A 25,217-nucleotide genomic window follows, 5' to 3' on the forward strand; every position below is an offset into this window, starting at 1 on the left:
CAGTTTACCGGCTGCAAGAACGGAAAGGGCGGGAGGCGCATGGCCCCCCGCCCTTCCCGCAGTTCCGCTTGCGGTCAGGGCGTGACCCGGAAGCGAAGGCCGATCGTGCGCGGGGTCGGCCCCGATCCCGACAACGGGCCGGTGGTGCCGACAAAGGTCGGTCCACGCTCGTCGGTCAGGTTGTTGCCGATCAGCGCCAGCTCGTAATCGCCGTACCGGACGCCCAGCGTCAGAGCCATCACGTTATAGGATGGCGCCAGGATACCATTGCCCTGCAAGCGGTCGCCGCTGTGGCTGAGCGACAAATTGCCGAACATGTTCACCCCATCCGCGATCTCGCCATTGTAGCCCATGTCGACGCGGAAGTTGTTCGACAGCGTGTTGGTCAGGCGCGCGCCGGGCCGCAACAGCGGCTGAGCCGCCGCGACGATCGGATTGACGCGGGTATATTTGCTGTCGTTGAAATTGCCGACAAAGCCGAGGTCGAAGCCCTTGAGCGGCGTCTTCCAGCGCAGCTCCAGGTCAACGCCCTTGGTCTTCGCATCGCCGAAATTGGCAAAGCCATTGACGTCCTGGATCGACCCGGTGACCGAGGTTTGCAGGTTGGTGTATTCGAGCTGATAGAGGTTGAGGCCGATATTCACCGACCGGTCGGCGCTGCGCCATTTCAGGCCGAATTCGTAGTTGGTCGAGGATTCCGGCTCAAGCACAACCCCCGTCGGCACGCCCGCCCCGTCCACCGACTGAACCTGCACCCGCGACTGGACGATGCCCGGACGGAAACCGGTCGATGCCGAGATGAACATCGTCAGATCGTCGGTCGGCAGATAGGACAGATTGGCCCGCCAGGTGGTCACATCCTTCGTGGTCGGAAGCGTTTCGGTCGCGTCTGCGAACGCGCGGTCGTCATGATATTGACGCAGCCCGACCAACGGCACCAGCTTGCCATCGAACAGTTCGTAGCTGACCTCGCCGAAGACGGCGTAATTCTCGGTCAGCGTATCGTTGTCGGCGTTGATGACCACGACCGGCAGCGTCAGTGTATTTTCCTGCGGCCCGGACCCGTTCTGGTAGGACGCACCGACGACCCATTTGAACGGCCCGCTGCCGTTCGAATTCACCCGCAATTCCTGCGAAAACATGCTCGGCAGGAACTGGCTGGAGAAGGAGCCGGAGGGCGAGAGCGGGATGTTGATCCCGAACACGCCGTCGAGCTGGCTGGTCGCGCTGGTGATCGTGAAGGCGTCGAAATCGACCGTCGCGGTCAGGCTGTACAGCGTGAAATCGCCGTTCGAGAAGCCCTCCTGCCCCGCCGTATTCTGGAAATAGGGCGGGTTGACCGATGCAGTGAAGCCGGTGAAGCCCTGACGCGGGCGGAACTTCCAATATTGCGCGCGGATGTTGACGTTGTCCGCCGGGCGGAACAGCGCGACGACGCGGATGTCGTCATTCTTCGCGACATTGACGCCGGTTTCGTCGGGCGTCCCGTCGAACGGGCCATAATAGGCATCGGCCCAGCCGGCATCGCGCGAGAAGCCGCCGCTAACGCGCACCGCCAGCATGTCCTTGATGATCGGTACCGACAATGCGCCGGCCACGCCATAGTTCAGGCCGTCGGCGCCGCGCGTCTGCGACGCTTCCGCCTCGAACGCATAGTCGAAATCCTTGAGGTTCGGATCGCGCGTGCGGAAGATGAACACGCCGCCCGACGACCCCTGGCCGTACAACGTACCCTGCGGCCCGCGCAGCACTTCGACCCGATCGATGTCGAGGAAGCGCACCGGCGGGGCGATGCCGAAATTGGTGACGATGAACGGTGCGTCATCGAGATAATAGCCGATCGGCGAGTCGCCATTCTGCGTCACGCTGCCGCGCAGATTGTAGAAGCGCGATCCGTTGGACTGGCGGAACCCCTCGAACGCGCCCGGCACGCTCGATACCAGGTCGCCGATGGTGCTGATGTTGCGCTCCTTCAGCTCCTCGCCGTCGAATGCCTGAATGGCGAGCGCCACTTCCTGAAGTGCCTGCGCCCCGCCCTTCTGCGCGGTGACGACGACTTCTTCGGTGCTGGACGCGGCGGGCCGCTCAGCCTCCTGCCCGGCCGCCTCGCTCTGCGCAAAGGCTGGTGCCGATCCCAGAACGCTTGCGACCGCGATGGACGCAACTGTCGTGCAAAAACGCTTCATCTTCCTCTCCCCGGTTATTTTTTCAATCGATTGCATAAATCTGCGTACGGATATCGTCAAGGCAATGCGGCGGGTTCATATCGGGACCAGAGCCCTAAATATTGGACGGATTATGCAATCGTTTGCTGCGCAAACCATCCGGTCACCGCCACACCCCTTCCGGCTATTTTGCCGGACGGGAAAAGGCGCGGCGCAGCGCCTCGATCTTCGCGCGCGTGAACTGCTTTGCCTGGGGCGAGTCCGCCGATAACTGGTCAAAGCCGTGATAGGCGCCCGGAATTACCTGCAACTCCGTCGGCACCCCGGCCTCGTTCAGCCGCCGGGCATAATCGATATCCTCGCTGACGAAGAGATCGACGCCACCGACCTGAATGAATGCGGGCGGCAGCCCCGCGAGGTTCGGCGTGCGCGCAGGCACGGCGCGCGCGGGCACCTTGTCCGTCCCCGGCTGCTGGCCAAGAAACGCCTTCCAGCCATATTGGTTTTCGGACCCGCTCCACCCGACCGTGGCGATATGCGCAGGCAGCTTCACCGCGCCGCCGGTGCGGTCGTCGAGCATCGGATAGACCAACGCCTGGAACGCGATCGGGATTTCCTTGCGGTCACGCGCGGTGATCGCGAGCAACGCAGCATGGCCTCCACCCGCGCTCTCCCCGGTCACCGCGATGCGGCTGCGGTCGAGGCCCAGTTCGGCGGCGCTCTGGTACATCCAGCGCAGCCCGGCGTAATTATCCTCGATCGACCCTTCGAACGTGGTTTCGGGGGCCAGGCGATATTCGACGCTGACGATGACCGCGTCCAGCTCGCGCGCCATGTCCTGCAGGCGCCGCACATCGGTCGCGGCGGTGCCGATAATATAGCCGCCGCCATGGGTGTGGAGGATGCCGGGACGGCTGGTCCCCGCCTTGGCGTTGATCACGAACAGCTTGACCTGCGGCGCGCCAGTCGGGCCGGGGATCATCTTCTCTTCGACCGGAATGTCGGCATGGCGCGGGGGCACCGGCGGCCCGCCGCCGCGCTTGCGCGACGCGAGCACCATCGCTTCGTCGATCGTCCCCATCATCTTGGAAAAGCCGAGCGCCATGCGCGCGCCGGCACGCAGTTCCGGCGCGATCGGCGCCAGCTTCGCTTCATCCTCGGCGGTGAGCTGGACCGGCGGCGGCGCCTGCTGCGCGAACGCGGCGGGGGCACAGGCGATGGTGAGCAACGCGGCTCCGCAATAGGCCGAAATCCTTGCGCGCATCACACTCTCCCAACCGGCTATCGTTCGCTTCGGACTCAGGTCCGTTATGGCGACATCCTATTAGCAATCGATTGCAAGTCAACTCCACCAAAGTCGTAGATGGCCAACGTGCAGCGCCGCTAGCTGGACTCGCGAACGATCAGTTCGGGGTTGAGGATGGTCGATCCGGTCGCGTCGCCGGCGATCCGCTTCATCAGGCTGTCGACAAGATGCGCGGCCCCTGCCGCCAGATTCTGACGCACCGTCGAGAGCGGTGGCGCACTGGTCCGGGCGAGATACAGATCGTCATAGCCGACAACCCGCACATCCCCCGGCACCGACAGGCCGCGCGTCGCCAGCACCTGAATCGCGGTCAGCGCGATCAGGTCGGACGCGGCGAAGATACCGTCGGGCAGAATGTCGGACTGGTCGAGAAACGCGTCGATATCCGACCCGCTCACTTCCGAATCGAAATGGGTCGTCGCATCGACCAGCCTGATCCCATCCTGTGCAGCGATTGCGGCCTTGGCCCCTTCGAGGCGCAGCGACGGCTCGATCGCCTGAGTGTTGCCGAGGAACGCGATCTTGCGGCATCCGCGATCGATCAGATGCTGGGTGGCAAGCCGCCCACCTAGGAAATTGTCGGTACCGACCGAACAATGGATCTGCCCCTGAACGAACCCGCCCCATGCGACCAGCGGCAGATAATCGGCCGCGATCCGGTCGAGCACCTGTGACTGGTCCGACTGACCGACGATGATGAAGCCATCGACGCGGTCGGCATCGATCAGGCGCGACAGCCAATTGTCCTGATTGGGAATGACGCGCGACAGCATCAGGTCGAACCCGCGCTCGCTTAGTTCGTCGGCGAGATAGCCGATCAGCGTCATGAAGAACGGGTCGGACAGATGCTGGCCGCGATCATGGCCGAGCGGCACGACCACGCCGATCGCGCCGCGCTGCTTGGTGCGCAGATTGCGGGCGAGCGCACTGGGGCGGAAGTCGTGTTTCTCGGCGAGCTTGCGGATGCGTTCGGAGGTCTTGGAATTGACCATCGTCTTGCCCGCCAGAGCGCGTGACACGGTCGCCGCCGATACGCCCGCAAGTTCGGCAAGGTCGTAGATGGTCTTGATCTTGCGCGTCAAATTCGGCCTCCCCCTAACGCATCCACGGGGATAGGGTCGCGAGGCCCCCTTTGCAACAAGCCCGTCCCCGGTTGCAAACTAGTCGCGCAGGAACCGCGCAATATCGATCGCCTCCGCCATCGCGGCATTGCCCGGATCGTTCGGGTGGACATGATCGCCGGGATTGAAGGGCGGGTTGAGCCGCGTGGGGCGGGCCGGATCGCGCAGCGCCGCGTCGAAATCGACCACAGCATCGAACCTGCCGCTGGTGCGGATCCAGCGATTAACCGCCTGGCGCAGTGCCTCGGTCTTCTCGCTGTACAGCCACGTCCCCTCGGTCGGCGCGATCGTCGCACCCATCACCTTGATCCCGTGCAGATGCGCGCGATCAATGAACTGCACATAGGCGGCGATCAGATCCTCCGCCGTCACTGCCTCGCTCGCCGGGATGCCCGGGATCGCGGCGAAATTGATGTCGTTGATCCCTTCGAGCAGGATCACCCAGCGCACGCCGGGCCGCGCCAGCACATCGCGGTCAAACCGCGCGAGTGCGGATAACCCCGCGCCGTCGCGCCGCACGCGATTGCCCGAAATGCCCATGTTCACGACCGACAGATGCCGGGTGCCCGCATACCTCTGCAGGCGATCGGCGAGCAGGTCGGGCCAGGCGCGCCCCGTATCCGGGGTTGTCCCATAGCCATCGGTGATCGAATCGCCGAACGCGACGATCGTCCCGGCCCTGGCCTCCGCCTGCACGGAAACTCCGCTCAGCCAGAAATAGGATCGGTTGGTCTCGGCCCCGGTCAAGTCCGCGTCGCCGGTGCGGTCGCCCTTCGCGATATAGGTGGTGCGCAGGCCCAGCGGGTGGAGCGTGTTGACCGCCGTGTCGTCGGGCAAATGGATCGACACCGCCAGCAACTCGAATGCCGCGACGTCGAGCGCGACCGGATCGCTGATCGCAACCGCGCCGGGCTGGATCGTGACTGACCCCTGCCCTGAAAAGCTGAGCGCGCGTGCTGTGCCGGCGAAGATCGCGGAGTCGCCCGCGCTCTTTGCGATCCCCGCGCGCCCGATCCGCACCGGCTCACCGCCCGATGCGTTGGAAAACTGGATCCGCAGCATGCTGCCCCCAATCGTCGGGCGCACGATCATCCGGACCGTCTGGTCGCTCAACCGCTCGGGCGTCGGGAGGATCGGCGACGGGCCAGAAGGCGGCGGCGGCGCGGGGCGCGTCTCGCCCGCAGGACGCGGCGGCATGCGGGGCGGCGGCATCGGCGCGAGCTGTTGCGCGGTGCCCCAGGCGCTGATCCAGCGATCCTTTGCCTGTGCAGGCGATCCGAGCGCGAGCGCCACCACGCCAAACAGCAATGCGGCATTCCTGATCCGCGATCCGATCATCATTGCGCCCCTCCACCTATGTCATTCGACGTTCGCAACGGCAGCATGAAGCACTGCAATCGATTGCTTTCGTCTAGTCCGCGCACCTAGGCTGCTTGTGACGGCACCGCAAGCGCGCAGTGGACTTCACACATATCACCCGAACGGCGAACGCTGCGGCGGGCGGTTCGCCTTCATTCGCCCATCTCCACCCGCGCCCGACCGAAACCGACTTTGGCGAGGCTCGCTATTTTCGCGAGGCCGCAGGTCTTGTAAGCGAAGCCATGGGTTCGAACAGACTGTGGCTCCTGCTGCTATGCGCACTGCTGACCGCGACGCCCGCCGTCGCGCAAACCGTTCAGACGCGCGGTGCCGCGCTGGCGCAGGATGCGCAGGAATATGCCCGCATTTATAGCGTGCCCCTGCCAGAGGCGATCCGCCGCCTGAGCGCCCAGCATGACAGCGTCCCAGCGATCGACGCCATCGCGGAACGCTACCGCGATCGGCTCGCCGGCATCTCTATCCAGCATCGCCCCGACTATCGCTTCATCGTCTATCTGACCGGCAATGCCCCGGTCTCGCAGCGCTGGGTCGAAGCCGGGGGGATGCGGGTCCCCGTCCAGTTTCGCACGGGGGCAAAGGCCAGCCGCGAGCGCGTGGTGTGGGCGTTGACCAACCATCAGGCGGCGATCCGGGCGGCAGTGCAAAGCAATCCGTCGATGGGCGTCGATCCGCGCACCGGCGAACTGGTCGTGATCGCGGGCAGCACCGCGGTGGCCAAGGCGGGCGGCGCTGCGGCACTCGATGCGCGGCTGACCGAGCTGACCGGCGTGCCGGTTCAGGTCCGCGCGCTCGATCAGGTCGACCGCAATCTCGGGCCGCAGGGCGGTGGACGGCTCGACGGGACCGACCCGGCGAGCGGCAAGCGCTATCGCTGCACCAGCGGCTTTCTCGTCACCGACGGCGCGCGCACCGGCATCACCACGGCGGCGCATTGCCTCGACGATCTGAGCTATTTCGACCCCCAGCGCCGCGCCACCCCGCTCAGCTTTGTCGGGCAATGGGGCTGGGGCTATCACGACGTCCAGATTCACGCCGGTCCGGCCCCTGCCCGCCCGCTCTTCTTTGCCGATACCGCGCGCACGATCCAGCGCCCGGTCGAAGGCCAGCGCAGCAAGTCGAGCACGCGCGCCGGAGACTTTGTGTGCCATCGCGGCGAATCGACCGGCTATAGCTGCGCCGAAGTGACCCTGCTCGACTTCGCCCCGGCGGGCGAATTGTGCGGCGGCTTCTGTCTGCCGACCTGGGTCGCGGTAGCAGGTCCGACCTGCAAACAAGGGGACAGCGGCGGACCGGTGTTCAGCGGCACGACCGCACTGGGCATCGTCAAGGGCGCGACCTTCCGCCCGGATGGCTCGTGCGCCTTCTATTTCTACATGTCGCTCGACTATCTGCCCACGCCCTGGTCCCTATTGGTCAACATACCGCGATAACGCCTTGCCGATCGCCGGTATGAGCGCTTAACCGGCCTGCCGCACCCGTCCTGCCAATCGCTGCGCCTGCCGGTCGAGCAGCGCCAGCGCGCCTGCGTTATCGACCGGCTCACCGAACAGATAACCCTGGCCTTCGGCGCAACCGACTTCGCGGAGGATTTCCAGCGTCGCCTCGCTCTCGATGCCCTCGGCGACGACCGACAGTTCCAGGTTCGATGCCAGCTGGATCATCGACACCGCCATCCGCCGGACCTCCGGGTCATGTTCCATGTCGGTGATGAACGATCGATCGATCTTCACATTGTCGAACGGCAGGATGCGCAGATGCTGAATCGAGGAATAGCCGGTGCCGAAATCGTCGAGTGCCAGCAACACGCCTTGGTTCTTCAGACTTTCGACCACCGACTTGGCGTGTTCAGGCTCGGAGATCAGCGCATTCTCCGTAATCTCCAGCTTCAGGCGGCGCGGCGGCAATCCGGCGCGTGTCAGCACGCTCAGGATCTTCTCGCTCAGCCAGCGATCCTTGAGCTGGGTTGGCGACACGTTGATCGACAGGATCAGGTCGTCGCCCCATGCCCGCGCATCTTCGCACGCCTGCTCAAGCAACATGAGCATAAGGTCTCCGACCAGACCGCATTCTTCCGCGATCGGGATGAATTCGCATGGGCCAACATCGCGACCATCGGCGCGGTGCCAGCGGGCCAGCATCTCGAACCCGGTCACCCGTTGCGTCCGCAGGTCGACGATCGGCTGATAATAGGGGCGAAACGCACAGGATAGGAGGTCGCGCCGGAACTCCTGCTCCAGCGCCGAGCGTCGCACGATCTCTGCATCCATCGCCGGTTCGAACATCTGATATTGCGAGCGGCCATGGGCTTTGGCCTGATAGAGCGCGATATCTGCGCGCCGCATCAGCGTCTCGCTGTCGATCGCGTCGGACGGGAAAAGCGATATCCCGACGCTGCCGCCGATATGATGGACCAATCCATCGATCCGGAACGGGGTGGCAAGCGCGTCGACGATCCGCCCGGCCAGAGTTTGCGGCTCCGTCGAGTGCGCGCCCGCGATCTCCAGCGTGATCGCGAACTCGTCGCCCCCCAGGCGATATGCGGTGCCTGAGCCGCCCACGATCCGGGTCAGGCATTCGGCCACCGCGACGAGCAGGCGATCACCCGTCAGGTGGCCGTGGACGTCGTTGACGTCCTTGAACAGGTCCAGATCGATAGCGATGAGTGCCATTGAGCGGTCTGAGCCGAGGAAGCGCAGGCCAGCCAGATGTTCGCTGAGCGCGCGGCGATTGGGCAGGCCAGTCAGCGCGTCCGCATAGGCAAGCTGTTGCGCCTCACGTTCGGCTTGCCGGGCGCGGGACTGCTCAACCAGCATTTCCGACCGGGAATTGAGGACCTCGATGAAGCCTTGATGATAGCGGTTCAGCATCCGACCGATCAGCGCGGAGACAAACGCGAAATTTGCACCGACCCCGACCAAGTACCAGTCGCCGGAGACCAGCAGCCGGACCGTCACCGGAAGCGCGCCCAGGAGCAGGACCAGCCGTGCGGCGGCGGGCAGCGTCTGCAGGCAGTAGCAGCAGCCAATCGCTCCGACGAAGATGTAGAGCGCAATCGCAAAGGTTTGGGACGGGTTCGCGAAATCAAGCAGGATGAGGCCCCAACCGCCAAAGGCAGCGCTGAGCACAGCGGCAAACATGGTTGTCACGCGCAGATAGCGCCGGATGCGCGCAATCTTCGGATAACCCGGCGTGCGGCGGAGCCAGACCAGTGCGCGCGCGATCGCCATACAGGACAGCAGGATGGGGGCGCCGACGCTGAGCGCCAGCGGAACCTGTTCGAAGATCGCAAAGCCAAGAAACGCCGCATTGACGATCATCAGCGCATACATGAACGGAACCTGGCCACGCAGCGCGCTGTACTGCACGAGCACGAGCGACCGCGAACTGCGCGGGCCTTGGAGCCGTCTCCTTAGTCGACGAAATCTCATCCCAAGCCCACCTGCCCCGGTTTCAGCATGGCCCAGTCAATCTCGACTTCGCTCCTCTGTACGATGGCAAAGGGGCCAGATGGTACGTTATAGAAGGGAACCGCGCGGTTAGGACGCGATGCAGACCATCATCGCCTTGACGACGCAAACGCGCTCAGGCGGCCGAACCGCGGATCAGGTCGATCAGCCAGCGCAGCCCAGGATCGTTGCTGCGCGTCACATGATATTGTGCCATCTCCACCAAGGGCGGGATCGGCAGCGGCGGTGCGACGGCGACCAGCGGGAAGTTGCGCGCCAGCTGTGCCGCGAGCCGCCCCTGGATCAGCGCGAGCCAGTCGGTGTCCTGAAGCAGCCACGGGAGCATGCCGAAATTGGGCGCGATCATCGCAATGCGGCGCTGGATCCCCATGCGGTCGAGATAGGCGTCACCGAAACTCGGCAGCCGCTCGTCCCCGATCGCGACATGGACATGGGCATGGTCAAGCATCGCCGCCAGCGTCGGCGTGCCAGTCAGCGCCGGATGGCCCACACGACCGACGAGGCAATAGGCGTCCTCAAACAATCGCTCCGACGGCAATTCCGGCGTCACATATTCCTGCAGCGTGATCAGCAGGTCGATCCCGCCGCTTTCGAGCAGTTCGATCCGCCGCGGACTGGGCAGCAGCAGCTCGATCCGCACGCCCGGCGCGGTGTCCGCAAGTCGCGTCACGATCGGGAACAGGATCGATGTCGCGATATAGTCCGACGTCATGATCCGGAACGTCCGGTTCGTCGTCGCGGGATCGAAATGCCGCGAGGTCGCGATCACGCCCTCCATCGTCTGCAACGCCAGTCGCACCTGCGGCAACAGCGTTTCGGCGAAGGGCGTTGGATACATGCGCTTGTTGCGCGCGATCAGCAGGTCGTCGCCGAAATAGGTACGCAGCCGGGCCAGCGCATTGCTCATCGCCGGCTGGCTGAGGTTCAGCCGCTCCGCCGCGCGCGAGACGCTGCGGTCGCTCATCAGCGCTTCGAACGCGACGATCAGGTTGAGGTCCAGTCCCTTGAAGCGCATCGCCCATCCATTCGCTAAATGAATGTTTATGGATCAAAACAATCACTTTTTCAATGACGACCCGCGCGCCTAGATCGGACCCAACACATGCTGGAGCAGGATGAATGAGCAAGGTAAGCGAAATCCGCTATGTCGGATATGCGGTCACGGCGCTGGAAGAAGAACGCGCCTTCTACGCCGATGTCTGGGGGCTGGAATCGGTCCCGTCGGACGACGGCATGGTCTATTTCAAGGCGCAGGGGCATGACGAGCATCATGTCGTCCGGCTGCGCGCGGCGGACACCAAGCGGATCGACGTGATCGCGCTGGCAGCGGACAGCCGTGGCGATGTCGATGCACTGCACACCAAGGTGCAAGACGCCGGGTGCCAGATCATCCACGCCCCGCGCGACCTGACCGCGCCGGGCGGCGGCTATGGCTTCCGCTTCTTCTCCCCCGATGGCCTGCCGTTCGAAATTTCGAGCGACGTCGCGCGCGGACCGAGCCGCGAGATGGTGCGCTGGGACGGCGTGCCGCAGAAGATCAGCCATATCGTGCTCCACTCGCCCGATCATCAGGCGATGGTGAAGTTCTTCGTCGATGTGCTGGGCTTCCGCGTCAGCGACTGGCTGGGCGATTTCATGTGCTTCCTGCGCTGCAACAGCGCGCATCACCGCATCGCGCTCCTGCCCGGACCCGCCTGTCTCAACCATGTCGCCTATGACATGCTGACCGTGGACGACATGATGCGCGGCATCAGCCGGCTGCGCAAAAAGGGCACCGATATCCGCTGGGGCCCGGGGCGGCACACGGCGGGCAACAACACCTTCAGCTACTTCACCACGCCGAGCGGCTTTGCGGTCGAGTACACGTCGGAGCTGGAAGAGGTCGATTTCGAGAACCACGTCGATCAGGTCCATGTTCCCGGACCGCAGGTCATGGACCAGTGGGGCGTCGGCGTCGGCGGCCCGCAGACCATGCCGCATCCCGAGGCCGATGCCGGCCTGTTCCAGGCAGCGGAGGCTTAAGTCATGGCATTGTTTGAATATTTCCCGAACTATATCTGGAACCTGTCGGTCGCGATCGCGCTGGAAAGCGGCGGGCGCATCGGCGAGATCGTCGACATGTGCCAGCCGATCAAGGATGCCGCTGCGTCCGGTTCGGACGCCGGCACGCCGCAGTTCATGGCCAAATGGGTCGAGATGGGCGACAAGCTGATCGGCCTGGCGGATGAGGATGAGGCCGCAGGTCGCGGTTTCTCCGCCTCCGACAAGCTCGAGCGCGCGTCGCTCTACCTGCTGGTTGCCGAGCGGATGCAGGGCCATGGCCATCCGGGACGCGAGGAAACCTATGCCCGCGCACTCGACACTTTCGCGCGCTCGACCCGGCTGGGGTCGATCAACCGCGAGCGCGTCGAAATCCCGCTCAGCACCGGCACCATGCCCGCGCTCTACACCCGCGCCGAAGGGCCGGGTCCGCATCCGGTGGTCGTCTATTGCAACGGCCTCGATAGCTGCAAGGAGCTGCTCTACTGGTCGCACCTGCCCGAGGCATTGGCCAAGCGCGGCATCTCGACCCTGTGCGTCGACCAGCCGGGCACCGGCGAGGCGCTCCGCCTGCAGAACCTGCCCGTCGATCCGCATAGCGAAAACTGGGCGAGCAAGGCGATCGACTGGCTGGAAACCCAACCCGACGTCGATCCCAAGCGCATCGGCATGACCGGCATCTCGCTCGGCGGCCATTTCGCCCCGCGCGCGGTCGCCTATGAACCGCGCTTCGCCAGCGGCGCATGCTGGGGTGCCAACCACAATTGGGCCGAGGTGCAGCAGAAGCGCCTGAAGCGTGAGGGCGAGAATCCGGTTCCGCATTACTGGGCGCACGTCATCTGGGCGTTCGGTGCGAAGGACATGGACGACTTCCTCGCCAAGGCGGAGGACATGAACCTCAACGGCCATATGGGCGGCGTGAAGGTCCCCTTCCTCGTCACCCATGGCGCCAAGGACCGGCAGATCAGCGTCGATTATGCGCAGGACTGCTATGACCAGCTGATCAACTCGCCCCGCCGCGAACTCAAGCTGTTCACCGAGCGTGAGGGCGGTGTCGAGCATGTCGGTGCCGACAATATGAGCTTCGGCCGCGACTATATCGCCGACTGGTTCGCCGACACGCTTGGCGGAAAGCTGTCCTGATGCGTCTCGCAACGCTGCGGCGCGGCGGGCGCGACGGGACGTTGGTCGCGGTCAGCCGCGACGGCGCACGCGTTGCGCCGGTCGCGGCTTATGCGACGCTGCAGGCCGCGCTCGACGATTGGGATGCGGCACAACCCGCGCTGCACGCAGCGGCGCAGGCGGCGGAGAGCGGCGAAGGCGTCCAGCCGGACGACTTCGCCGCGCCGCTGCCGCGCGCCTGGCAATGGCTCGACGGATCGGCCTTCGCCAATCACGGCGCGCTGATGCAGCTCGCCTTTGGCCATGCGCCGATCGAGACCGACCTGCCGCTGATGTATCAGGGAATGAGCCACGAATTCATCGCCCCGACCGCCGATGTGCCGCTGCCCAGCGAGGCCGATGGGATCGATTTCGAGGGCGAGTTCGGCGTGATCACCGGCGATGTGCCGATGGGCTGCTCTGCCGACGAGGCGCTGGCCTATGTCCGGCTGGTGGTGCTGATCAACGACTGGTCGCTGCGCGCGATTGCGATCCCCGAAATGAAGACCGGCTTTGGCTGGGTGCAGGCCAAGCCCGCATGCAGCGTCGCACCGTTCGCAGTCACGCCCGACGCGCTGGGCGACGCCTGGCGCGACGGCCGCGTCCACCTGCCGCTGACGGTCGAGGTCGATGGCACCTGGTTCGGCAGCCCGAATGGCGCAGCAATGGGCTACGGCTTTCACGAGCTGATCGCCCACGCCGCACGCACCCGCTCGCTGCCCGCTGGCACGATCATCGGATCGGGCACCGTGTCCAATGCTGAGCATGAGACGGTCGGATCGACCTGTATGTCCGAACGCCGCGCGATCGAGATGATCGCCCATGGCGCGCCGCAAACCCCGTTCTTGTCGTTCGGCAGCCGTGTGGCGATGCGGGCGGGCGGCGATGTGTCGCCCTTTGGTGCGACCGATCAGCTTGTAGTGAAGGGGTAGGGAGCATCCTTCGGTCTCCCCTCCCTGAAAGGGAGGGGCAAGGGGTGGGTTTAGCAGCAAGCGGGGCTCGATGCCTCGCTTGCTGCTGTTTTGCCGAGCCGCCTGTTTGAGTTTTTTCGGCGCGCAGACGCGCGCACCCACCCCCGACCCCTCCCTTTCAGGGAGGGGCGAGTCGCCGCCTAACTCCCGTCGGAAATCACCGTCCCACCATCGACCACGATGGTCTGGCCGGTAGTGAACCCGCCCGCATCGCTGGCGAGGTAGAGCGCGGTCGCGGCAACCTCGTCCGGCGACCCGGCGCGGCGGAGCGGGGTCATCCCCAGCCGCCGCGCGGCGCGCTCCGGGCTCGACAGGATCGCGCCCGCCCAGTCGGTTTCGATCAGCCCCGGCGCAATCGCATTGGCGCGCACCCCGGACGGTCCCCATTCGACCGCCAGGTTGCGCGCAAGCTGCGCCAGCGCCGCCTTGGTCATCCCATAGTGCCCCAGCATCGCATTGCCGCGCAGCCCGGCAATGCTCGACAGCAGGACGATACTCCCCTGCCCCCGCGCCGCCATCGCCGGCGCGATCTGCCCGGTCAGCCGCAGCGGGTGGAGCAGGTTGATCGCGTAAAGCCGCTCACGCTCCGCCTCGTCCATCGCGTGCATCGGCGATGCCTGTCCGGCGATGCCGGCGTTGCAGACGAGGATATCGATGCCGCCGGTCTGCGCCTCGGCCTCCTCCGCCAGCTTCGCCAACGCGGCCGCGTCGCCGACATCGGTCGGGATCGAGATACCGCCCAGCTCTTCGGCGAGCGCATTGCACGCCGCCGCATCGACATCAGCCAGCACCAGCCGCGCCCCTGCGCCCGCGAACATCCGCGCAATCGCCAGCCCGATCCCGCGCACCGGCCCGGTAATCAGCGCGGTTCGCCCATCGAGGCGGAAGGCGGACAAAGCGTCAGAGGTCGGCAAGCACCGTCTCCACCAGCTGCGTCAGGCTGCCGTCATGTCGAAAGCCAAGCGCATCGGCGCGCGCGGTAGCCAGGTCGGGATAGCTCCCGAATGTGGCGCGCGTTGCCGGAATTTCCTCGAACCGGATGCCGGAGACATCGCCATGGCGCGCCAGTTCGGCAACAAGATCAGCGATCGTCACACGCAGCGCGGGAAGCGTCACCGCCTCCTGCGCCGTCCGCTCGCTCAGCGCCGCCGCAACCAGATTGGCCGCGCAGCATCGCACCGACATCAACCAGCTGGTCGCGTCAGCAGCCACTGGCACGCAAAGCGGCGTTCCGGCCAGAGCGGTGTGGAAGACATCGCTTAGGAACGCCGACCCAAATCCACCCGCTGCCGCCGGTCGCGCGACGATGCCGGGCAGGCGCAAAGCGATACCGGAAGCCACCCCCCGTCGTACCGCATCGGTAAAGGCCAGCTCGACCATGCGCTTGTGCGTGCCATAGACGCTGGCCGGCATCGGCACGGTCGCATCGTCCACCAAAGCAGGAAGCGCGCCGCCAAACACCGCGATCGACCCCGCGATCACCAGCCGGCGGCCGCGCATCGCCTGGATCAGCGCCAGCGGGACATCGAGGTTGATCGCCCGCGACGCAGCGGAATCGCGCTCGGCCGCACCGCCCGGAAGCGCCGCGAGGTGCAGCACAGCATCGATGCGCGGCGCCGTCAGCGCGGTGATGACCGCCGGGTCGGTGAGGTCACCGGCAAGCGTTTCATACCCACCGAACCCAGCCACCTCCCGATCGGCGAGCAACAGCTCGACCTCCGGGTGCTGTTCGGCAAGCTGGCGCACGACCGCCCGGCCGACGAACCCCGCCGCGCCGGTGATCGCCAGCAACATTACCGCTTGAGCTCAGGCGCGAACTCGCCGTCGATCAGGATGAAGGCGATCCGGCAATTGGCGTCCGAGCGGTTCGACCAGCCATGGTTGGTGCCACGCTGGATCACGATGTCGCCCGCGCGCACGGTGACCTCGCCCTCGTCCATGATCAGGACCAACTCACCCTCCAGCACGATGCCGTAATCGATCGTCTCGGTGCGATGCATCAGCGCGTGGCGGCTGCCCTCGCCAGAATGCGCCGACGCGTCGCCAGCGCCGACCTCGGCGAAATGCGCCTGCGCCTCTTCGGGCGACATGGTGCGGATCTCATCATTCTCGGGCGGTATGTCGAGCACGCGGATGCGGGTGCCACCCTTGGGCGGGGCGAGCTTGATGCCGTCCTCATGCGGCTCGCCCGATGCGGCGTCGAGCAGCACCGGGGTCGACTGCGTGTTCCAGACCTCGTGGAACATCGGCCCCGACGGTCCGCCGATCTGCTGCACGCGCGGTGCGGCGCCATCCTCCTGGATGATCGCGCGACCGCTCGCGTCATGGCCGGTGACAACGCGGCGAACGGGCTTGGTCATAGTCATGCTCCTTGAGTGACAGGGCTACGGCGCAGCAGCGCGACACCCGCGCCAATCGCTGCCGCAGCGGCATAGAAGAGGAAGACGCCCGACAGGCCGCCGAGTACGCCCGACAGCGCAACCGCGACGATCGGCGCGACGAACTGCGCGAGGAAGAAGGAGCCGGTCCACACGCCCGTCCCGCGCCCGCGCGTCTCGGGCGGCAGGCGACGCAGCACCCAGGCGAGCATCGTCGGGAGCATCAGGCCATTGCCGATCGAGATCACCACGGCGCACGCCGCAGTCAGTGCGAAGCTATCGGACAGCGCGATGCCGACATAGCCGAGCGCAACCAGCGGCAGCCCGATCGACAACAATGTCTCGCCCGACCAGCCCTTGAGCCGCCCGAACAGCATCGACCCCGCCATCACGCCGAGGTTCGCCGCCGCACCGGCAAGGCCAATCGTAGCGGGCGAGGTAACCCCCGTCGCCTCGATCACCGGACCCAGCTGGACGATCAGCGTGTAGAACAGCATCCCGATGCCAAAGGTGATCGCGACCAGCATCGCGATGCCCTGCGCCTTGCCCGCCGCTGCGGGTGCAGTCGCGACAGTCTTGGCCGGTTCGAACAGAATCATCGCGGCGGCAAGCGCCACGGGAAGCGCAAGCAGATACAGCCAGAACGGCCCGCGCGACCCCAATGCCTCGCCCAGCGCGCCGCCCGCCGCGATCAGCACGATCGCGCTGACGCTCGCCGTGGCGATCTGGATCGACACCCAGCGCTCGCGCCGCTCGCCGGTGAAGTAATCGCCGACCAGTGCCGTCGCGACCGTCATGATGATCGCCTCGGTCACCCCCAGCGCCACGCGCGCAGCGAGGATCATGCGCAGATCTTCAAGCATCAGCGGCAACAGGCCGAAGCCCGCATAGCCGACCAGCGCAGCGATCAGCAGCCGCTTGCGCCCAACCTTGTCCGACAGCCAGCCGGCGAGCGGAGAAAACAGCGCCACGCACAAAGCGGGAATCGTCAGCGCCATCGGCACCAACACCGCCGCGCCCGGCACATCGGCAAATTCGCGCAGCAACAGCGGCAACACCGGCACCAGCGCGATGATCGCCATGGTTGGCATCACGGCGGTGAGCATCAGGATCACGCCATGGCGGGTCGTCGCTTGCTGGGTCATGGCTCGTTCCTCAGATCGGTTGCGCGACGACTTCGAACATCTCGTGCGTCGCCTTGGCGTTATCGACCGGCGGCCCCTTGCCGATCTGGCCCATGCAGATCGCAAGGCTGGAGCGGACGATATAGGCGCAGCGGTCGAAGCGGCGGTTGCGATAGGCGGTCAGCGCAGTCTCGACATCATCGTGCCGCACCAGCTCTTCGGCCAGCACCAGGCTGTCCTCGATCGCCATGCCCGCGCCCTGCCCCAGATGCGGCGTGGTCGCATGGACCGCGTCGCCGAGCAGCGCGATGCGCCCGCGATGCCAGTCACCCTCGACCATCATCCCTTCGAGCGGGCGATAGACGACGCCATGGTCATCGGTGACCAGCTCGGACAGCTCGCGGATATAGGGCGCGCAATTCGCCATCTTCGACCGCATCAACGCCGCCAGCCCCTCACGCGGGTAGCGCGGATTGTCCGGCTCGGGCGTGGTCACATAGATGTACATCAGGTCTTCAGAGATCGGCACCAGCCCGACCCCGGTCGGCCCGTTATACGCCTGCAGCGCGTCGAGATCGGCCGGGCGCGGCAGATTGTAGCGCCACACCGCCTGCCCCGTGAATTGCGGCCCGCCTACGTCCGGGAACAGCATGGCGCGGGTCTGCGAATAGACGCCGTCCGCACCGATCACGAGATCGAAGCGCGCGCTCTCGCCATTGGACAGCGTCACATCGACGCCGTCGCCATCATCGTTCAGTTCGGTCGCAGTCACGCCCAGCAGCACCTTCGCGCCGCTGGCGATCGTGCTGTCACCCAGAATCTTGTGCAGCGCCGGGCGGCCGATCCCCATATTCGCGGGATAGCCGTCGACCAGTCGCGGGGTCGGTACGCGCGCAACCTTGACGCCGGTGGGCGTGAAAATCTCGACCGCGTCGAACCCGACGCCGGATGCGACATATTCGTCGATCAGCCCCAGCTGCGACATCGCGCGGATCACGTTCGATTGCTGGATGATGCCGACGCCATAGACCGACCAGTCGGGATCGCGCTCGATCACCGTGACGTCAAAGCCCTTGGCGCGCAGTGCGATCGCGGCGGTCAGGCCGCCAATGCCGCCGCCGATGACGAGAATATTGCCGGATTTCATGTTCAGTCTCTCAGAAACGGTCGAGGTCGTTGGCGAGGGTGATCGGCCCGGCGAAGCGGGCGCGGACCTGGGCGATATAGCCTTGGGTGCGGACGGGATCGGGAGTGCCGCCCGCGAAGTGCGTGATGACCACTGCCTTCACCCCGGCGCGCGCGGCGAGATCGCCGACGGCTTCGGGCGTCAGGTGATGGGTCGACAGATGCTGCTCCAGCTTTTGCTTGGCCGGGGCCGGCATGTTCGGCGAATTGCGCGCAACCGTCGCCATCGTCGCGGTCATGTCGATCATCTCGCTGACCAGCAGGTCCGCGCCTTTCGCCAGCTTTTCCACCGCCGCGCTCGGCCCGGTATCGCCGGTGTAAACGATCGACCGGCCGGGCATATCGAAGCGCAGCGACAGCGACTTGTAATTGCGGTCCTCGACGCTGCCGGGCGCGAAGTCGTAATGGCTGTTCTGCGCCGCAGTCACGGTCATCCCATCGACCGCAATCTTGTCGCCATCGTTCAGCTCGATCACGGCGACGGTATCGGCAGGCGGCGCCCAGGGCTGGCCCGGAATGCCATAACCGACGCGTGCCGCAGGCTGCATCGACGCGACCATCCCGGCGACGAGCTCGCGCGTACCCGGCGGGCCATAGACGGTGACCGTCTCGGCCACATTCGTCTGGTTGCGCAGCCCCAGCACCGCCGACAGGCCGCCGGTATGATCGGTGTGAAGGTGGCTTAGGAACACCGCGCGCAAGCGGGGCAGCTGATAGCCCGCCTTGATTAGCTGCTGGACCGCGCCGTCCCCGGCATCGACCAGATAGACACGCCCGTCGTGCACCAATGCGTTGGCGGGCTGGGACCGGTCGCGGCTCCCGACCGGTCCGCCCATCGTGCCGAGTGTGATGAACGCGTCGCCCTGGGGCGGCGCTTGCTGTGCGATCGCGGGCGATGCCGCGAGTGCCGCCGCAACCGCCAGCCCCAGAAGCGACACGCGCATCAGAAGTCGAACCCGACGCGGACGCCATAGGTGCGCGGCGGACGCAGCGTGCCGACCGGGAAGTCGAGGATCGGACGCGTGCCTGCACGGGCCAGCACGACCTCATCGGTCAAATTGTTGACGAAGCCGGTGACGCTCCACCCCTGCTGGCTGCGCAGCGTGACGAACGCATCGGCCATCACGAACCCGTCCTGCTTTTCCTCAGGGCGGTAGTTCGAGTTCATAAACCGGCTGCTCTCGATGTTCGCCCGCGCACCCGCGATGAAGTCGAGGTCGCCGGTCAGCTCGAACGTCCGCTCATAACCGACATTGATCGCCCACTCAGGCGAGTTGACCGTCGGCTTGCCCGAACAGTCGATGTCGTAGAAGCGCGCGTTGTTGACGCCCGGATTGGCCGCGCGGCTGCCCAGCGTGCGACAGCCGGTCGTGACAGGCGCCCCGGTCGGCGAGAAGTTCGCCGTGACCAGGCTGTCATACTTGCCCTTCAGATACTGGACGTTGAGGTTGAACAGGTCATTGCGGCTGGGCGCGAACCGCGCCTCGAACTCGGCGCCATAGATGTGCGACTTGCCCGCATTGACGGTGATCGATCCCTGCGCGAACACCCCGTTGCCGGTCGGTACGCCGCCGACAAAGGTGATCTGCTGGTCCTTATAGTCCCAATAAAACGCCTCGAAATTCAGCTGCAGCTTGTTGTCGAAGAAGCGGTTCTTCGCGCCCACGGTGTAGGCAGTCAGCGATTCCGGCTCGAACGTGTTGTTCGGCGGCTGCGCGACGAAGAAGCCGCCCGATTTGAAGCCGGTCGCGACATTGGCATAGACCAGGGACGCCGGCCCTGCGTCGAACTCGACGCCCGCCTTCCAGGTGAACTTCTCGAAGCTCAGGCTGCCGGTGAACGGCGCGCTCAGCGGCGGCTGGACCGGGCCGGGCAGACCGCCCGCAGCGGTCGAGGTCAACTGCTTCTTGTCCTCCCGCGTGTAACGGCCACCCGCGACGAGACGCAGGCTGTCGCTGAGGTCGAAGGTTAGCTGGCCGAACGCAGCGACGCTCTCGGTGTTGAGCCGCGGGGTGAAGCGCGTGGTCGAGATGTTGCCCTGACGGAAGAAGTTCAGCGTTTCCTGATTCTCGCCGAAATAGAAGCCGCCGAGGACGTAGCGCAGCCGCCCGTCATCGTTCGATGCCAGCCGCACCTCGACCGAGGTCTGCTCAGCCAGATCGGTGATGTCGCCCGCAAAGCCGGGCAGATAGGTGCGGAAATTGACGTCCGAACGCCGCCAGGCGGGAACCACGGTCAGCGTGCCGAAGCCGAGATCGCCGACCACCGTCGCGCTGACACCGTAGAATTTGTTGTCGAGGAAGCCGTCGGTGCCAGCGAGCGCAACGCAGCCGCTGGTCACGAAGCCGCCCGCGCCACCGCAGAAGGGCGGCGCGAAGATCGTGGAGGCAAGCTGACGGACCGCTGCCTGCGCGCGCGGATCGGAGACGCTGACGCGGTCCTCCAGCGCTGGCACGGTGTAGCGCGCCTCGGGCAGCAGCACCGCGCCCGAACCCTTGCCATGCTGGTTGTAGTAATCGGCGACCAGCGTCATCGACCAGCGATCCGACGGCTCGATCAGCAGCGACGCGCGCACCGCCTCACCCTTGTCGTCGTCATAGCCGTCGGAGATATAGCCATCGCGATCGACGATCTGCCCGGCGACGCGCAGCGCCACCTTGTCACCGATCGGCACGTTCAGCGCGAGGAAACCCTTCTTGCTGTCGTAATTGCCATATTCGAACAGCGCCTCGCCACCGAACTTGCCGAGAATCGGCTTTTTCGGGAGCACGTTGATCGCGCCGCCAGTCGCGTTGCGGCCATACAGCGTACCCTGCGGCCCCTTGACCACCTCGACCCGCTCCAGGTCGTAGAAGACGCCGGCCGGCGCGGTCGGGCGGCCGACATAGACACCGTTGAAGTTGAACGCGACGGCGTTCTCCGAGAACGAGTTCTGCGAGTTGGTACCGACGCCGCGCAGGAAGAAGCTGGTCGTGCCGCCGGTCGGCTGGACCACCAGCGAGGGGACGAGCTTGCCGAGATTGGCGGTTTCGGTGATGCCCGACTGGGCAAGGTCGTCACCGGTCACGGCGGTCACGGCAACGGCAGCGCGCTGCAACGACTCCGATCGGCGCTGCGCGGTGATGACGATATCCTGAAGCCCTTCGGCTTCCTCGGTCGCGGTCGGCGCGGCGGGTGCGTCCTGCGCCAGCGCGGCGGAAGCATGGGCGACGAGGATCACGGTCCCCGCAAGAAGCAATTTTTTCATCAGACAACCCTCCCATGGGCGCCGCTTCAACGAGCGCGCCTCTGCATTGAGGATGGTCAAACCGAATGGATTATCATAATGAATTGTTTCTATGCATCCGCACAAATGAAATTGATGCATTGAGTGCGCGTCGCGTCCGACCGCGCGGACGGCATCACCGGCGCCGAACTTGTGATCGACCGGGGACAGTGTCAACCGCGCGGATAACGCCCAACTCGATCCAGCGGCGCAGCATCGCTGCTGCCGTCGCGGCCGCGTCCGCCGGGCCGAATTCCTCGGCCAAGGTCGCGCATAGCTCGCCAAAGGTGCCACCCCGGACCAACGCGTCCAGCGCCCTGCCATCGGCCTGCGTGATCAGCACGAAGACGGGCTGCTCCCCCTCACGCCAGGTCAGCACCCAGCCCGGTTCGTCGAGCCGTTCGACGACCGGCGCGCGCGCCGCGCCGTCGAGCGACTGCCACAGTTTGGCGAGGTCATACGCAACCGGCCGCAACGCCGTCCCCGCAATGGGCCCGAGCCTGAGCGCTTCCCATTGGTCGGCGCCCAGATGCGATGTCGCGGCAGCGAGTTCCGCCCCTGTCAGGGGTACATCATTCGCAACCGTCCATGCGCAGTGCATTGCCCATTCCAGCCACGCGATTTCCGCCACATCGGCATCATGGGCGAACAATTCGGCGCAGGTTTGCGCAAACCCCGCGCCCGCCCGGTCGATCGTCCAGGCCGACGGCGGATGAGCGATCAGGTGGTGCGCCGCCGCCCGTTCAAATGCATCCGCACCAACCAGCCGCGCGGTCCGCGGATAGCTTTCGCCCAGTACGTCGATCAGCCGGGCGCGATAGGCGTTGCGATAGACCGCCATCCCCGCCGCGCGCGCGGCATCCCAGCCGGGCGGCAGCGGCGCGTCGTCATCGTGCAGACAGGCAAGAAAGGCGTCCTGAAGCCGGGCGAGCGCGCTCATGCTGCGGCCTCGATCGGCGTGGCGGCGGCGATCCTGCGCGCCTGATCGAGTTCGGCCAACAGTTCGGACAGGGGCGGGATCGCATCGTCGCGCTCGATCATCACCGCCACCGGCCCGAGCATCGGCATCGCCCGGCCAAACAGCGTCCAAACGGCCTCGCAAACCGGGCGATCATGGGTGTCGATCACGATCTCGCCCGGCGTGTGCCCGGCCAGATGCACCTGCCGGACCCGGTCGACGGGAATCCCGGCCAGATAGTCGAGCGGGTCGAAGCCGTGGTTGCATGCGCTGACATGGATGTTGTTGATGTCGAGCAGCAGGAAACACCCGGTCCGATGGCTCATCTCGGCGAGGAATTGCCATTCGGCATATTCGTCCTGCGGAAAGGACAGATAGCTAGACGGATTTTCGAACAGCATCGCGCGGCCCAGCCCCTCTTGCGCGCGATCGATCTTGTCGCAGACCAGGTCGAGCGCCGCGCGGGTCAGCGGCATCGGCAGCAGATCGTGGCTGTTGTGCGCGCTGGTGCGGGTCCAGCACAGATGATCGGACACCCATAGCGGCTCGATCCGGTCGGCCAGCATCCGCAGCCGGGCGAGATGGTCGCGGTCGAGGCCATGCGCCGATCCGATCGACATCGACACGCCGTGCAGGATGACGGGCAGCTTCGCGCGCACCTGCTCCAGAATACGCAGCGGACGCCCGCCATCGACCATGAAGTTTTCCGAGATCACCTCGACAAAATCGACCGCGACATCGCCCTCCAGAAAGTCGCGATAATGGTCGCGGCGCAGGCCGAGGCCGAAGCCGCCAAAGGGGCTTAGTGAAGTCATCGCATCATTCCTCGACGGCTGAAGAAATCGGTCCGGCGGGCCAGGGTAAGGGGGCGGCCCGCCGGACCGGGCGGGATCAGCCGAGATCGCCGATCGTCCCGCCCTTCGATAGGCATTCACCCGCCTTCATCGCCTTGAAGCCATGGCCCTTGCACGCATTCTGGCCCTTGCACTGATGCTCGGCGGTCGCGCAGTCGGACTGGCCCTTGCAGCTGTGCAGGCCGTAGCAATGGACGGTGTCCTTCGCCCCGATCGCGCGGCCCTTGCTGCCAGCAGGCGTGTCGGCGGCAAAGGCCGAGAACGAGCCCAGCGCGATGGCGGCTGCGGTGGCGGCGATGGATGCGGCGGTGCGCGTTGCGGTCTTCATGTCGCTAGTCCCTTGAATTGAACGTCGTGCGGAAGCGCACATCGACCAGTTCGCCGCAGGCAATGCTGCGGTTACAGCCGCAACATTTTTCATCCGGCTGTAACCGCCGCCCCGACCCCGGCGAATGAGGGGCTGTGCCGATCCGCAGCGTCGGCATCCTCAAACCCCGGAGACGATGACCATGAATGCTTCCACCCTCGCCCGCATCGCCGGGCTCGCCGCGACCGCCGGAATGGCCGCCGCGCTCACTGCGCCCCCTGCCGCTGCGCAGAAACCGCCGATGGAGAAATGCTACGGCATCGCGAAGGCGGGCCAGAATGACTGTGCGGCTGGCCCAGGCACCAGCTGCGCCGGCACGTCGACCCGCGACTATCAGGGCAACGCCTGGAAACTGGTCGCGAAGGGCAGCTGCGAGAAGACCAAGACGCCCAAAGGCGCTGGTTCGCTGACCCCGGTCAAGCGCTGACCCTTCGCTGAGAGACAGGACATCGACATGCAGCGCATCGCATCTTTATACGATCGGGTGGTGACGCTGCTTGCCTCGCGGACGGCAGAGAGCGTTGCGCTGCTAATGGTGCGGGTCGCGCTCGCCGGAATGTTCTGGCGCGCGGGCCGCAGCAAATTGGTCGAGGGGAGCTGGTTCGAGATCAGCGACGCCACCCGCTATTTATTCGAATATGAATATGCTGCGGTGCCGCTACCGCCCGACATCGCCGCGCCGCTGGCGACTGCGGGGGAGCATCTGTTCCCTGCGCTACTGCTGATCGGACTGGCCACGCGCCTGTCGGCGACCGCGTTGTTCGGAATGACGCTCGTCATCCAGTTTTTCGTCTATCCCGAAGCCTGGTGGACGACGCATATCCTGTGGGTCGCGCTGGCCATGATACTGATCGTCCGCGGCGGCGGCGCGCTGTCGCTCGATGCAGTCATCGGCGGTCGGCGGCCGAAGCGGGGCTGAGCATGCGGGCACGGGAGGGCGGCGATGATTGCTGATGAAGCCACCTTCGCGCGGCTGATGATCGCGTCGCAGGCGGGCGACCGGCGCGCCTACACGGTGCTGCTCACCGAAGCGCAGCTCTGGCTGGAGCGCTATTTTCGCCGACGCGTCGCGCCAGCCCAGCTCGATGATCTGGTACAGGACGTGCTGCTGGCGCTGCACGCCAAACGGGCGACCTGGGACGCTACGCGGGCGTTCCTCCCCTGGCTTGCCGCCATCGCCCGCTATCGCTGGATCGACCATCTGCGCCGCGTGTACCGCGTCAGCGAGGGCGCGCTGGAGGATCAGGACTCGGCTGAGGACAGCGAAGAAGAGGCAGTCCTGGCGCGGATGAGCCTGGAGCGGCTGTTCGTCCACCTGCCCCAGCGCCAGTGCGAGGCGATCGACCTCGTCAAGATCAAGGGGCTGTCCGTCACCGAGGCAGCCGAGCGAAGCGGTCAGAGCGAAAGCCTGATCAAAGTCAACATTCATCGCGGATTGAGAAAGCTCTCCGCGCTCGTAGAAAAGGCCGACTGAC

23 protein-coding genes are annotated in these 25,217 nt (G+C 65.7%); 7 read left to right on the plus strand and 16 right to left on the minus strand.

What is annotated here, in order from left to right; translation table 11 throughout:
- Positions 1-74: 74 nt before the first annotated feature.
- The 4 genes from K9B35_RS03310 to K9B35_RS03325 form a co-directional block, all read right to left on the minus strand.
- A complete protein-coding gene (locus K9B35_RS03310) occupies positions 75-2,186 on the minus strand; it encodes a TonB-dependent receptor (RefSeq protein WP_224920373.1) in 2,112 nt (703 codons plus the stop codon).
- Between the two features lie 163 nt (positions 2,187-2,349).
- Positions 2,350-3,429, minus strand: a complete 1,080-nt coding sequence (locus K9B35_RS03315) for an alpha/beta hydrolase (protein ID WP_224920374.1) — start codon at positions 3,427-3,429, stop codon at positions 2,350-2,352.
- Between the two features lie 119 nt (positions 3,430-3,548).
- Positions 3,549-4,553, minus strand: a complete 1,005-nt coding sequence (locus K9B35_RS03320; RefSeq protein WP_224920375.1) for a LacI family DNA-binding transcriptional regulator — start codon at positions 4,551-4,553, stop codon at positions 3,549-3,551.
- Positions 4,554-4,631: 78 nt separating this feature from the next.
- On the minus strand, positions 4,632-5,933 hold the full coding sequence (locus K9B35_RS03325) for an SGNH/GDSL hydrolase family protein (RefSeq protein ID WP_224920376.1): 1,302 nt from the start codon (positions 5,931-5,933) through the stop codon (positions 4,632-4,634).
- Between the two features lie 260 nt (positions 5,934-6,193).
- On the opposite strand from K9B35_RS03325, the gene K9B35_RS03330 reads away from it, so the two are divergent.
- Positions 6,194-7,402 (plus strand): S1 family peptidase, encoded by a 1,209-nt coding sequence (locus tag K9B35_RS03330; protein WP_224920377.1) that lies wholly within the window; start codon positions 6,194-6,196, stop codon positions 7,400-7,402.
- Positions 7,403-7,429: 27 nt separating this feature from the next.
- Here the strand turns inward: K9B35_RS03330 and K9B35_RS03335 are convergent, their stop codons facing one another.
- Together K9B35_RS03335 and K9B35_RS03340 are read right to left on the minus strand one after the other, a co-directional pair.
- Positions 7,430-9,337, minus strand: coding sequence for a putative bifunctional diguanylate cyclase/phosphodiesterase (locus K9B35_RS03335; RefSeq protein WP_224920378.1), 1,908 nt, complete (start codon positions 9,335-9,337; stop codon positions 7,430-7,432).
- A 217-nt stretch (positions 9,338-9,554) separates the two neighbouring features.
- On the minus strand, positions 9,555-10,454 hold the full coding sequence (locus K9B35_RS03340; protein ID WP_224920379.1) for a LysR family transcriptional regulator: 900 nt from the start codon (positions 10,452-10,454) through the stop codon (positions 9,555-9,557).
- A gap of 104 nt (positions 10,455-10,558) precedes the next feature.
- On the opposite strand from K9B35_RS03340, the gene K9B35_RS03345 reads away from it, so the two are divergent.
- From K9B35_RS03345 to K9B35_RS03355, 3 genes are read left to right on the plus strand one after another with little or no spacing between them, the layout of a single operon-like run.
- Positions 10,559-11,461, plus strand: a complete 903-nt coding sequence (locus K9B35_RS03345; RefSeq protein ID WP_224920380.1) for a VOC family protein — start codon at positions 10,559-10,561, stop codon at positions 11,459-11,461.
- A 3-nt stretch (positions 11,462-11,464) separates the two neighbouring features.
- The gene (locus K9B35_RS03350) at positions 11,465-12,622 is read left to right on the plus strand and encodes an alpha/beta hydrolase family protein (protein WP_224920381.1); all 1,158 of its coding nucleotides are present in this window, start codon (positions 11,465-11,467) and stop codon (positions 12,620-12,622) included.
- Positions 12,622-13,572: a fumarylacetoacetate hydrolase family protein gene (locus tag K9B35_RS03355; protein ID WP_224920382.1), complete on the plus strand. Its 951-nt coding sequence runs from the start codon at positions 12,622-12,624 to the stop codon at positions 13,570-13,572. Before K9B35_RS03350 ends, K9B35_RS03355 begins: the two co-directional genes overlap by 1 nt.
- A gap of 179 nt (positions 13,573-13,751) precedes the next feature.
- Here K9B35_RS03355 and K9B35_RS03360 read toward each other — a convergent pair whose 3' ends face one another.
- The 10 genes from K9B35_RS03360 to K9B35_RS03405 all read right to left on the minus strand — a co-directional run bounded on the left by K9B35_RS03360 (position 13,752) and on the right by K9B35_RS03405 (position 23,703).
- Entirely contained in the window at positions 13,752-14,525 is a 774-nt protein-coding gene (locus K9B35_RS03360; protein ID WP_224920383.1) for an SDR family NAD(P)-dependent oxidoreductase, read from the minus strand.
- Positions 14,512-15,405 carry an NAD-dependent epimerase/dehydratase family protein gene (locus K9B35_RS03365; protein WP_224920384.1) on the minus strand — a complete coding sequence of 298 codons (894 nt, stop codon included), beginning with the start codon at positions 15,403-15,405 and terminating at the stop codon, positions 14,512-14,514. The genes K9B35_RS03360 and K9B35_RS03365 overlap by 14 nt, the downstream gene beginning before the upstream one ends.
- Positions 15,405-15,971 (minus strand): cupin domain-containing protein, encoded by a 567-nt coding sequence (locus K9B35_RS03370; RefSeq protein WP_318245949.1) that lies wholly within the window; start codon positions 15,969-15,971, stop codon positions 15,405-15,407. Before K9B35_RS03370 ends, K9B35_RS03365 begins: the two co-directional genes overlap by 1 nt.
- 2 nt (positions 15,972-15,973) lie before the next feature.
- The gene (locus K9B35_RS03375; protein WP_224920386.1) at positions 15,974-17,134 is read right to left on the minus strand and encodes an MFS transporter; all 1,161 of its coding nucleotides are present in this window, start codon (positions 17,132-17,134) and stop codon (positions 15,974-15,976) included.
- A gap of 10 nt (positions 17,135-17,144) precedes the next feature.
- Complete coding sequence (locus K9B35_RS03380; RefSeq protein ID WP_224920387.1) at positions 17,145-18,260, minus strand: FAD-dependent oxidoreductase; 1,116 nt, start codon at positions 18,258-18,260, stop codon at positions 17,145-17,147.
- Between the two features lie 10 nt (positions 18,261-18,270).
- Positions 18,271-19,242 carry an MBL fold metallo-hydrolase gene (locus tag K9B35_RS03385; protein WP_224920388.1) on the minus strand — a complete coding sequence of 324 codons (972 nt, stop codon included), beginning with the start codon at positions 19,240-19,242 and terminating at the stop codon, positions 18,271-18,273.
- On the minus strand, positions 19,242-21,545 hold the full coding sequence (locus K9B35_RS03390) for a TonB-dependent receptor (protein ID WP_224920389.1): 2,304 nt from the start codon (positions 21,543-21,545) through the stop codon (positions 19,242-19,244). The genes K9B35_RS03385 and K9B35_RS03390 overlap by 1 nt, the downstream gene beginning before the upstream one ends.
- 154 nt (positions 21,546-21,699) lie before the next feature.
- Positions 21,700-22,503: a DNA-binding domain-containing protein gene (locus K9B35_RS03395; protein ID WP_224920390.1), complete on the minus strand. Its 804-nt coding sequence runs from the start codon at positions 22,501-22,503 to the stop codon at positions 21,700-21,702.
- Positions 22,500-23,336, minus strand: a complete 837-nt coding sequence (locus tag K9B35_RS03400; RefSeq protein WP_224920391.1) for a DUF692 domain-containing protein — start codon at positions 23,334-23,336, stop codon at positions 22,500-22,502. Before K9B35_RS03400 ends, K9B35_RS03395 begins: the two co-directional genes overlap by 4 nt.
- Before the next feature lie 76 nt (positions 23,337-23,412).
- Positions 23,413-23,703 carry a hypothetical protein gene (locus K9B35_RS03405; protein ID WP_224920392.1) on the minus strand — a complete coding sequence of 97 codons (291 nt, stop codon included), beginning with the start codon at positions 23,701-23,703 and terminating at the stop codon, positions 23,413-23,415.
- Between the two features lie 181 nt (positions 23,704-23,884).
- On the opposite strand from K9B35_RS03405, the gene K9B35_RS03410 reads away from it, so the two are divergent.
- From K9B35_RS03410 to K9B35_RS03420, 3 genes are read left to right on the plus strand one after another with little or no spacing between them, the layout of a single operon-like run.
- Positions 23,885-24,169, plus strand: coding sequence for a DUF2282 domain-containing protein (locus tag K9B35_RS03410; RefSeq protein WP_224920393.1), 285 nt, complete (start codon positions 23,885-23,887; stop codon positions 24,167-24,169).
- Between the two features lie 27 nt (positions 24,170-24,196).
- Entirely contained in the window at positions 24,197-24,661 is a 465-nt protein-coding gene (locus K9B35_RS03415) for a DoxX family protein (RefSeq protein WP_224920394.1), read from the plus strand.
- Between the two features lie 24 nt (positions 24,662-24,685).
- Complete coding sequence (locus K9B35_RS03420) at positions 24,686-25,216, plus strand: sigma-70 family RNA polymerase sigma factor (RefSeq protein ID WP_224920395.1); 531 nt, start codon at positions 24,686-24,688, stop codon at positions 25,214-25,216.
- Position 25,217 lies beyond the last annotated feature (1 nt).

Origin of the sequence: Sphingomonas sp. R647, assembly GCF_020177055.1 — a bacterium.
Taxonomy (GTDB): domain Bacteria; phylum Pseudomonadota; class Alphaproteobacteria; order Sphingomonadales; family Sphingomonadaceae; genus Sphingomonas.

Coding starts and splice junctions, on each gene's coding strand:
- K9B35_RS03325 (WP_224920376.1), bottom strand. CDS start 5,933: ATGATGATCGGATCGCGGATCAGGAATGCCGCATTGCTGTTTGGCGTG.
- K9B35_RS03350 (WP_224920381.1), top strand. CDS start 11,465: ATGGCATTGTTTGAATATTTCCCGAACTATATCTGGAACCTGTCGGTC.
- K9B35_RS03370 (WP_318245949.1), bottom strand. CDS start 15,971: ATGACCAAGCCCGTTCGCCGCGTTGTCACCGGCCATGACGCGAGCGGT.
- K9B35_RS03315 (WP_224920374.1), bottom strand. CDS start 3,429: ATGCGCGCAAGGATTTCGGCCTATTGCGGAGCCGCGTTGCTCACCATC.
- K9B35_RS03375 (WP_224920386.1), bottom strand. CDS start 17,134: ATGACCCAGCAAGCGACGACCCGCCATGGCGTGATCCTGATGCTCACC.
- K9B35_RS03330 (WP_224920377.1), top strand. CDS start 6,194: ATGGGTTCGAACAGACTGTGGCTCCTGCTGCTATGCGCACTGCTGACC.
- K9B35_RS03415 (WP_224920394.1), top strand. CDS start 24,197: ATGCAGCGCATCGCATCTTTATACGATCGGGTGGTGACGCTGCTTGCC.
- K9B35_RS03420 (WP_224920395.1), top strand. CDS start 24,686: ATGATTGCTGATGAAGCCACCTTCGCGCGGCTGATGATCGCGTCGCAG.
- K9B35_RS03395 (WP_224920390.1), bottom strand. CDS start 22,503: ATGAGCGCGCTCGCCCGGCTTCAGGACGCCTTTCTTGCCTGTCTGCAC.
- K9B35_RS03385 (WP_224920388.1), bottom strand. CDS start 19,242: ATGCGCGTGTCGCTTCTGGGGCTGGCGGTTGCGGCGGCACTCGCGGCA.
- K9B35_RS03345 (WP_224920380.1), top strand. CDS start 10,559: ATGAGCAAGGTAAGCGAAATCCGCTATGTCGGATATGCGGTCACGGCG.
- K9B35_RS03390 (WP_224920389.1), bottom strand. CDS start 21,545: ATGAAAAAATTGCTTCTTGCGGGGACCGTGATCCTCGTCGCCCATGCT.
- K9B35_RS03405 (WP_224920392.1), bottom strand. CDS start 23,703: ATGAAGACCGCAACGCGCACCGCCGCATCCATCGCCGCCACCGCAGCC.
- K9B35_RS03400 (WP_224920391.1), bottom strand. CDS start 23,336: ATGACTTCACTAAGCCCCTTTGGCGGCTTCGGCCTCGGCCTGCGCCGC.
- K9B35_RS03310 (WP_224920373.1), bottom strand. CDS start 2,186: ATGAAGCGTTTTTGCACGACAGTTGCGTCCATCGCGGTCGCAAGCGTT.
- K9B35_RS03410 (WP_224920393.1), top strand. CDS start 23,885: ATGAATGCTTCCACCCTCGCCCGCATCGCCGGGCTCGCCGCGACCGCC.
- K9B35_RS03340 (WP_224920379.1), bottom strand. CDS start 10,454: ATGCGCTTCAAGGGACTGGACCTCAACCTGATCGTCGCGTTCGAAGCG.
- K9B35_RS03365 (WP_224920384.1), bottom strand. CDS start 15,405: ATGTTGCTGGCGATCACCGGCGCGGCGGGGTTCGTCGGCCGGGCGGTC.
- K9B35_RS03380 (WP_224920387.1), bottom strand. CDS start 18,260: ATGAAATCCGGCAATATTCTCGTCATCGGCGGCGGCATTGGCGGCCTG.
- K9B35_RS03355 (WP_224920382.1), top strand. CDS start 12,622: ATGCGTCTCGCAACGCTGCGGCGCGGCGGGCGCGACGGGACGTTGGTC.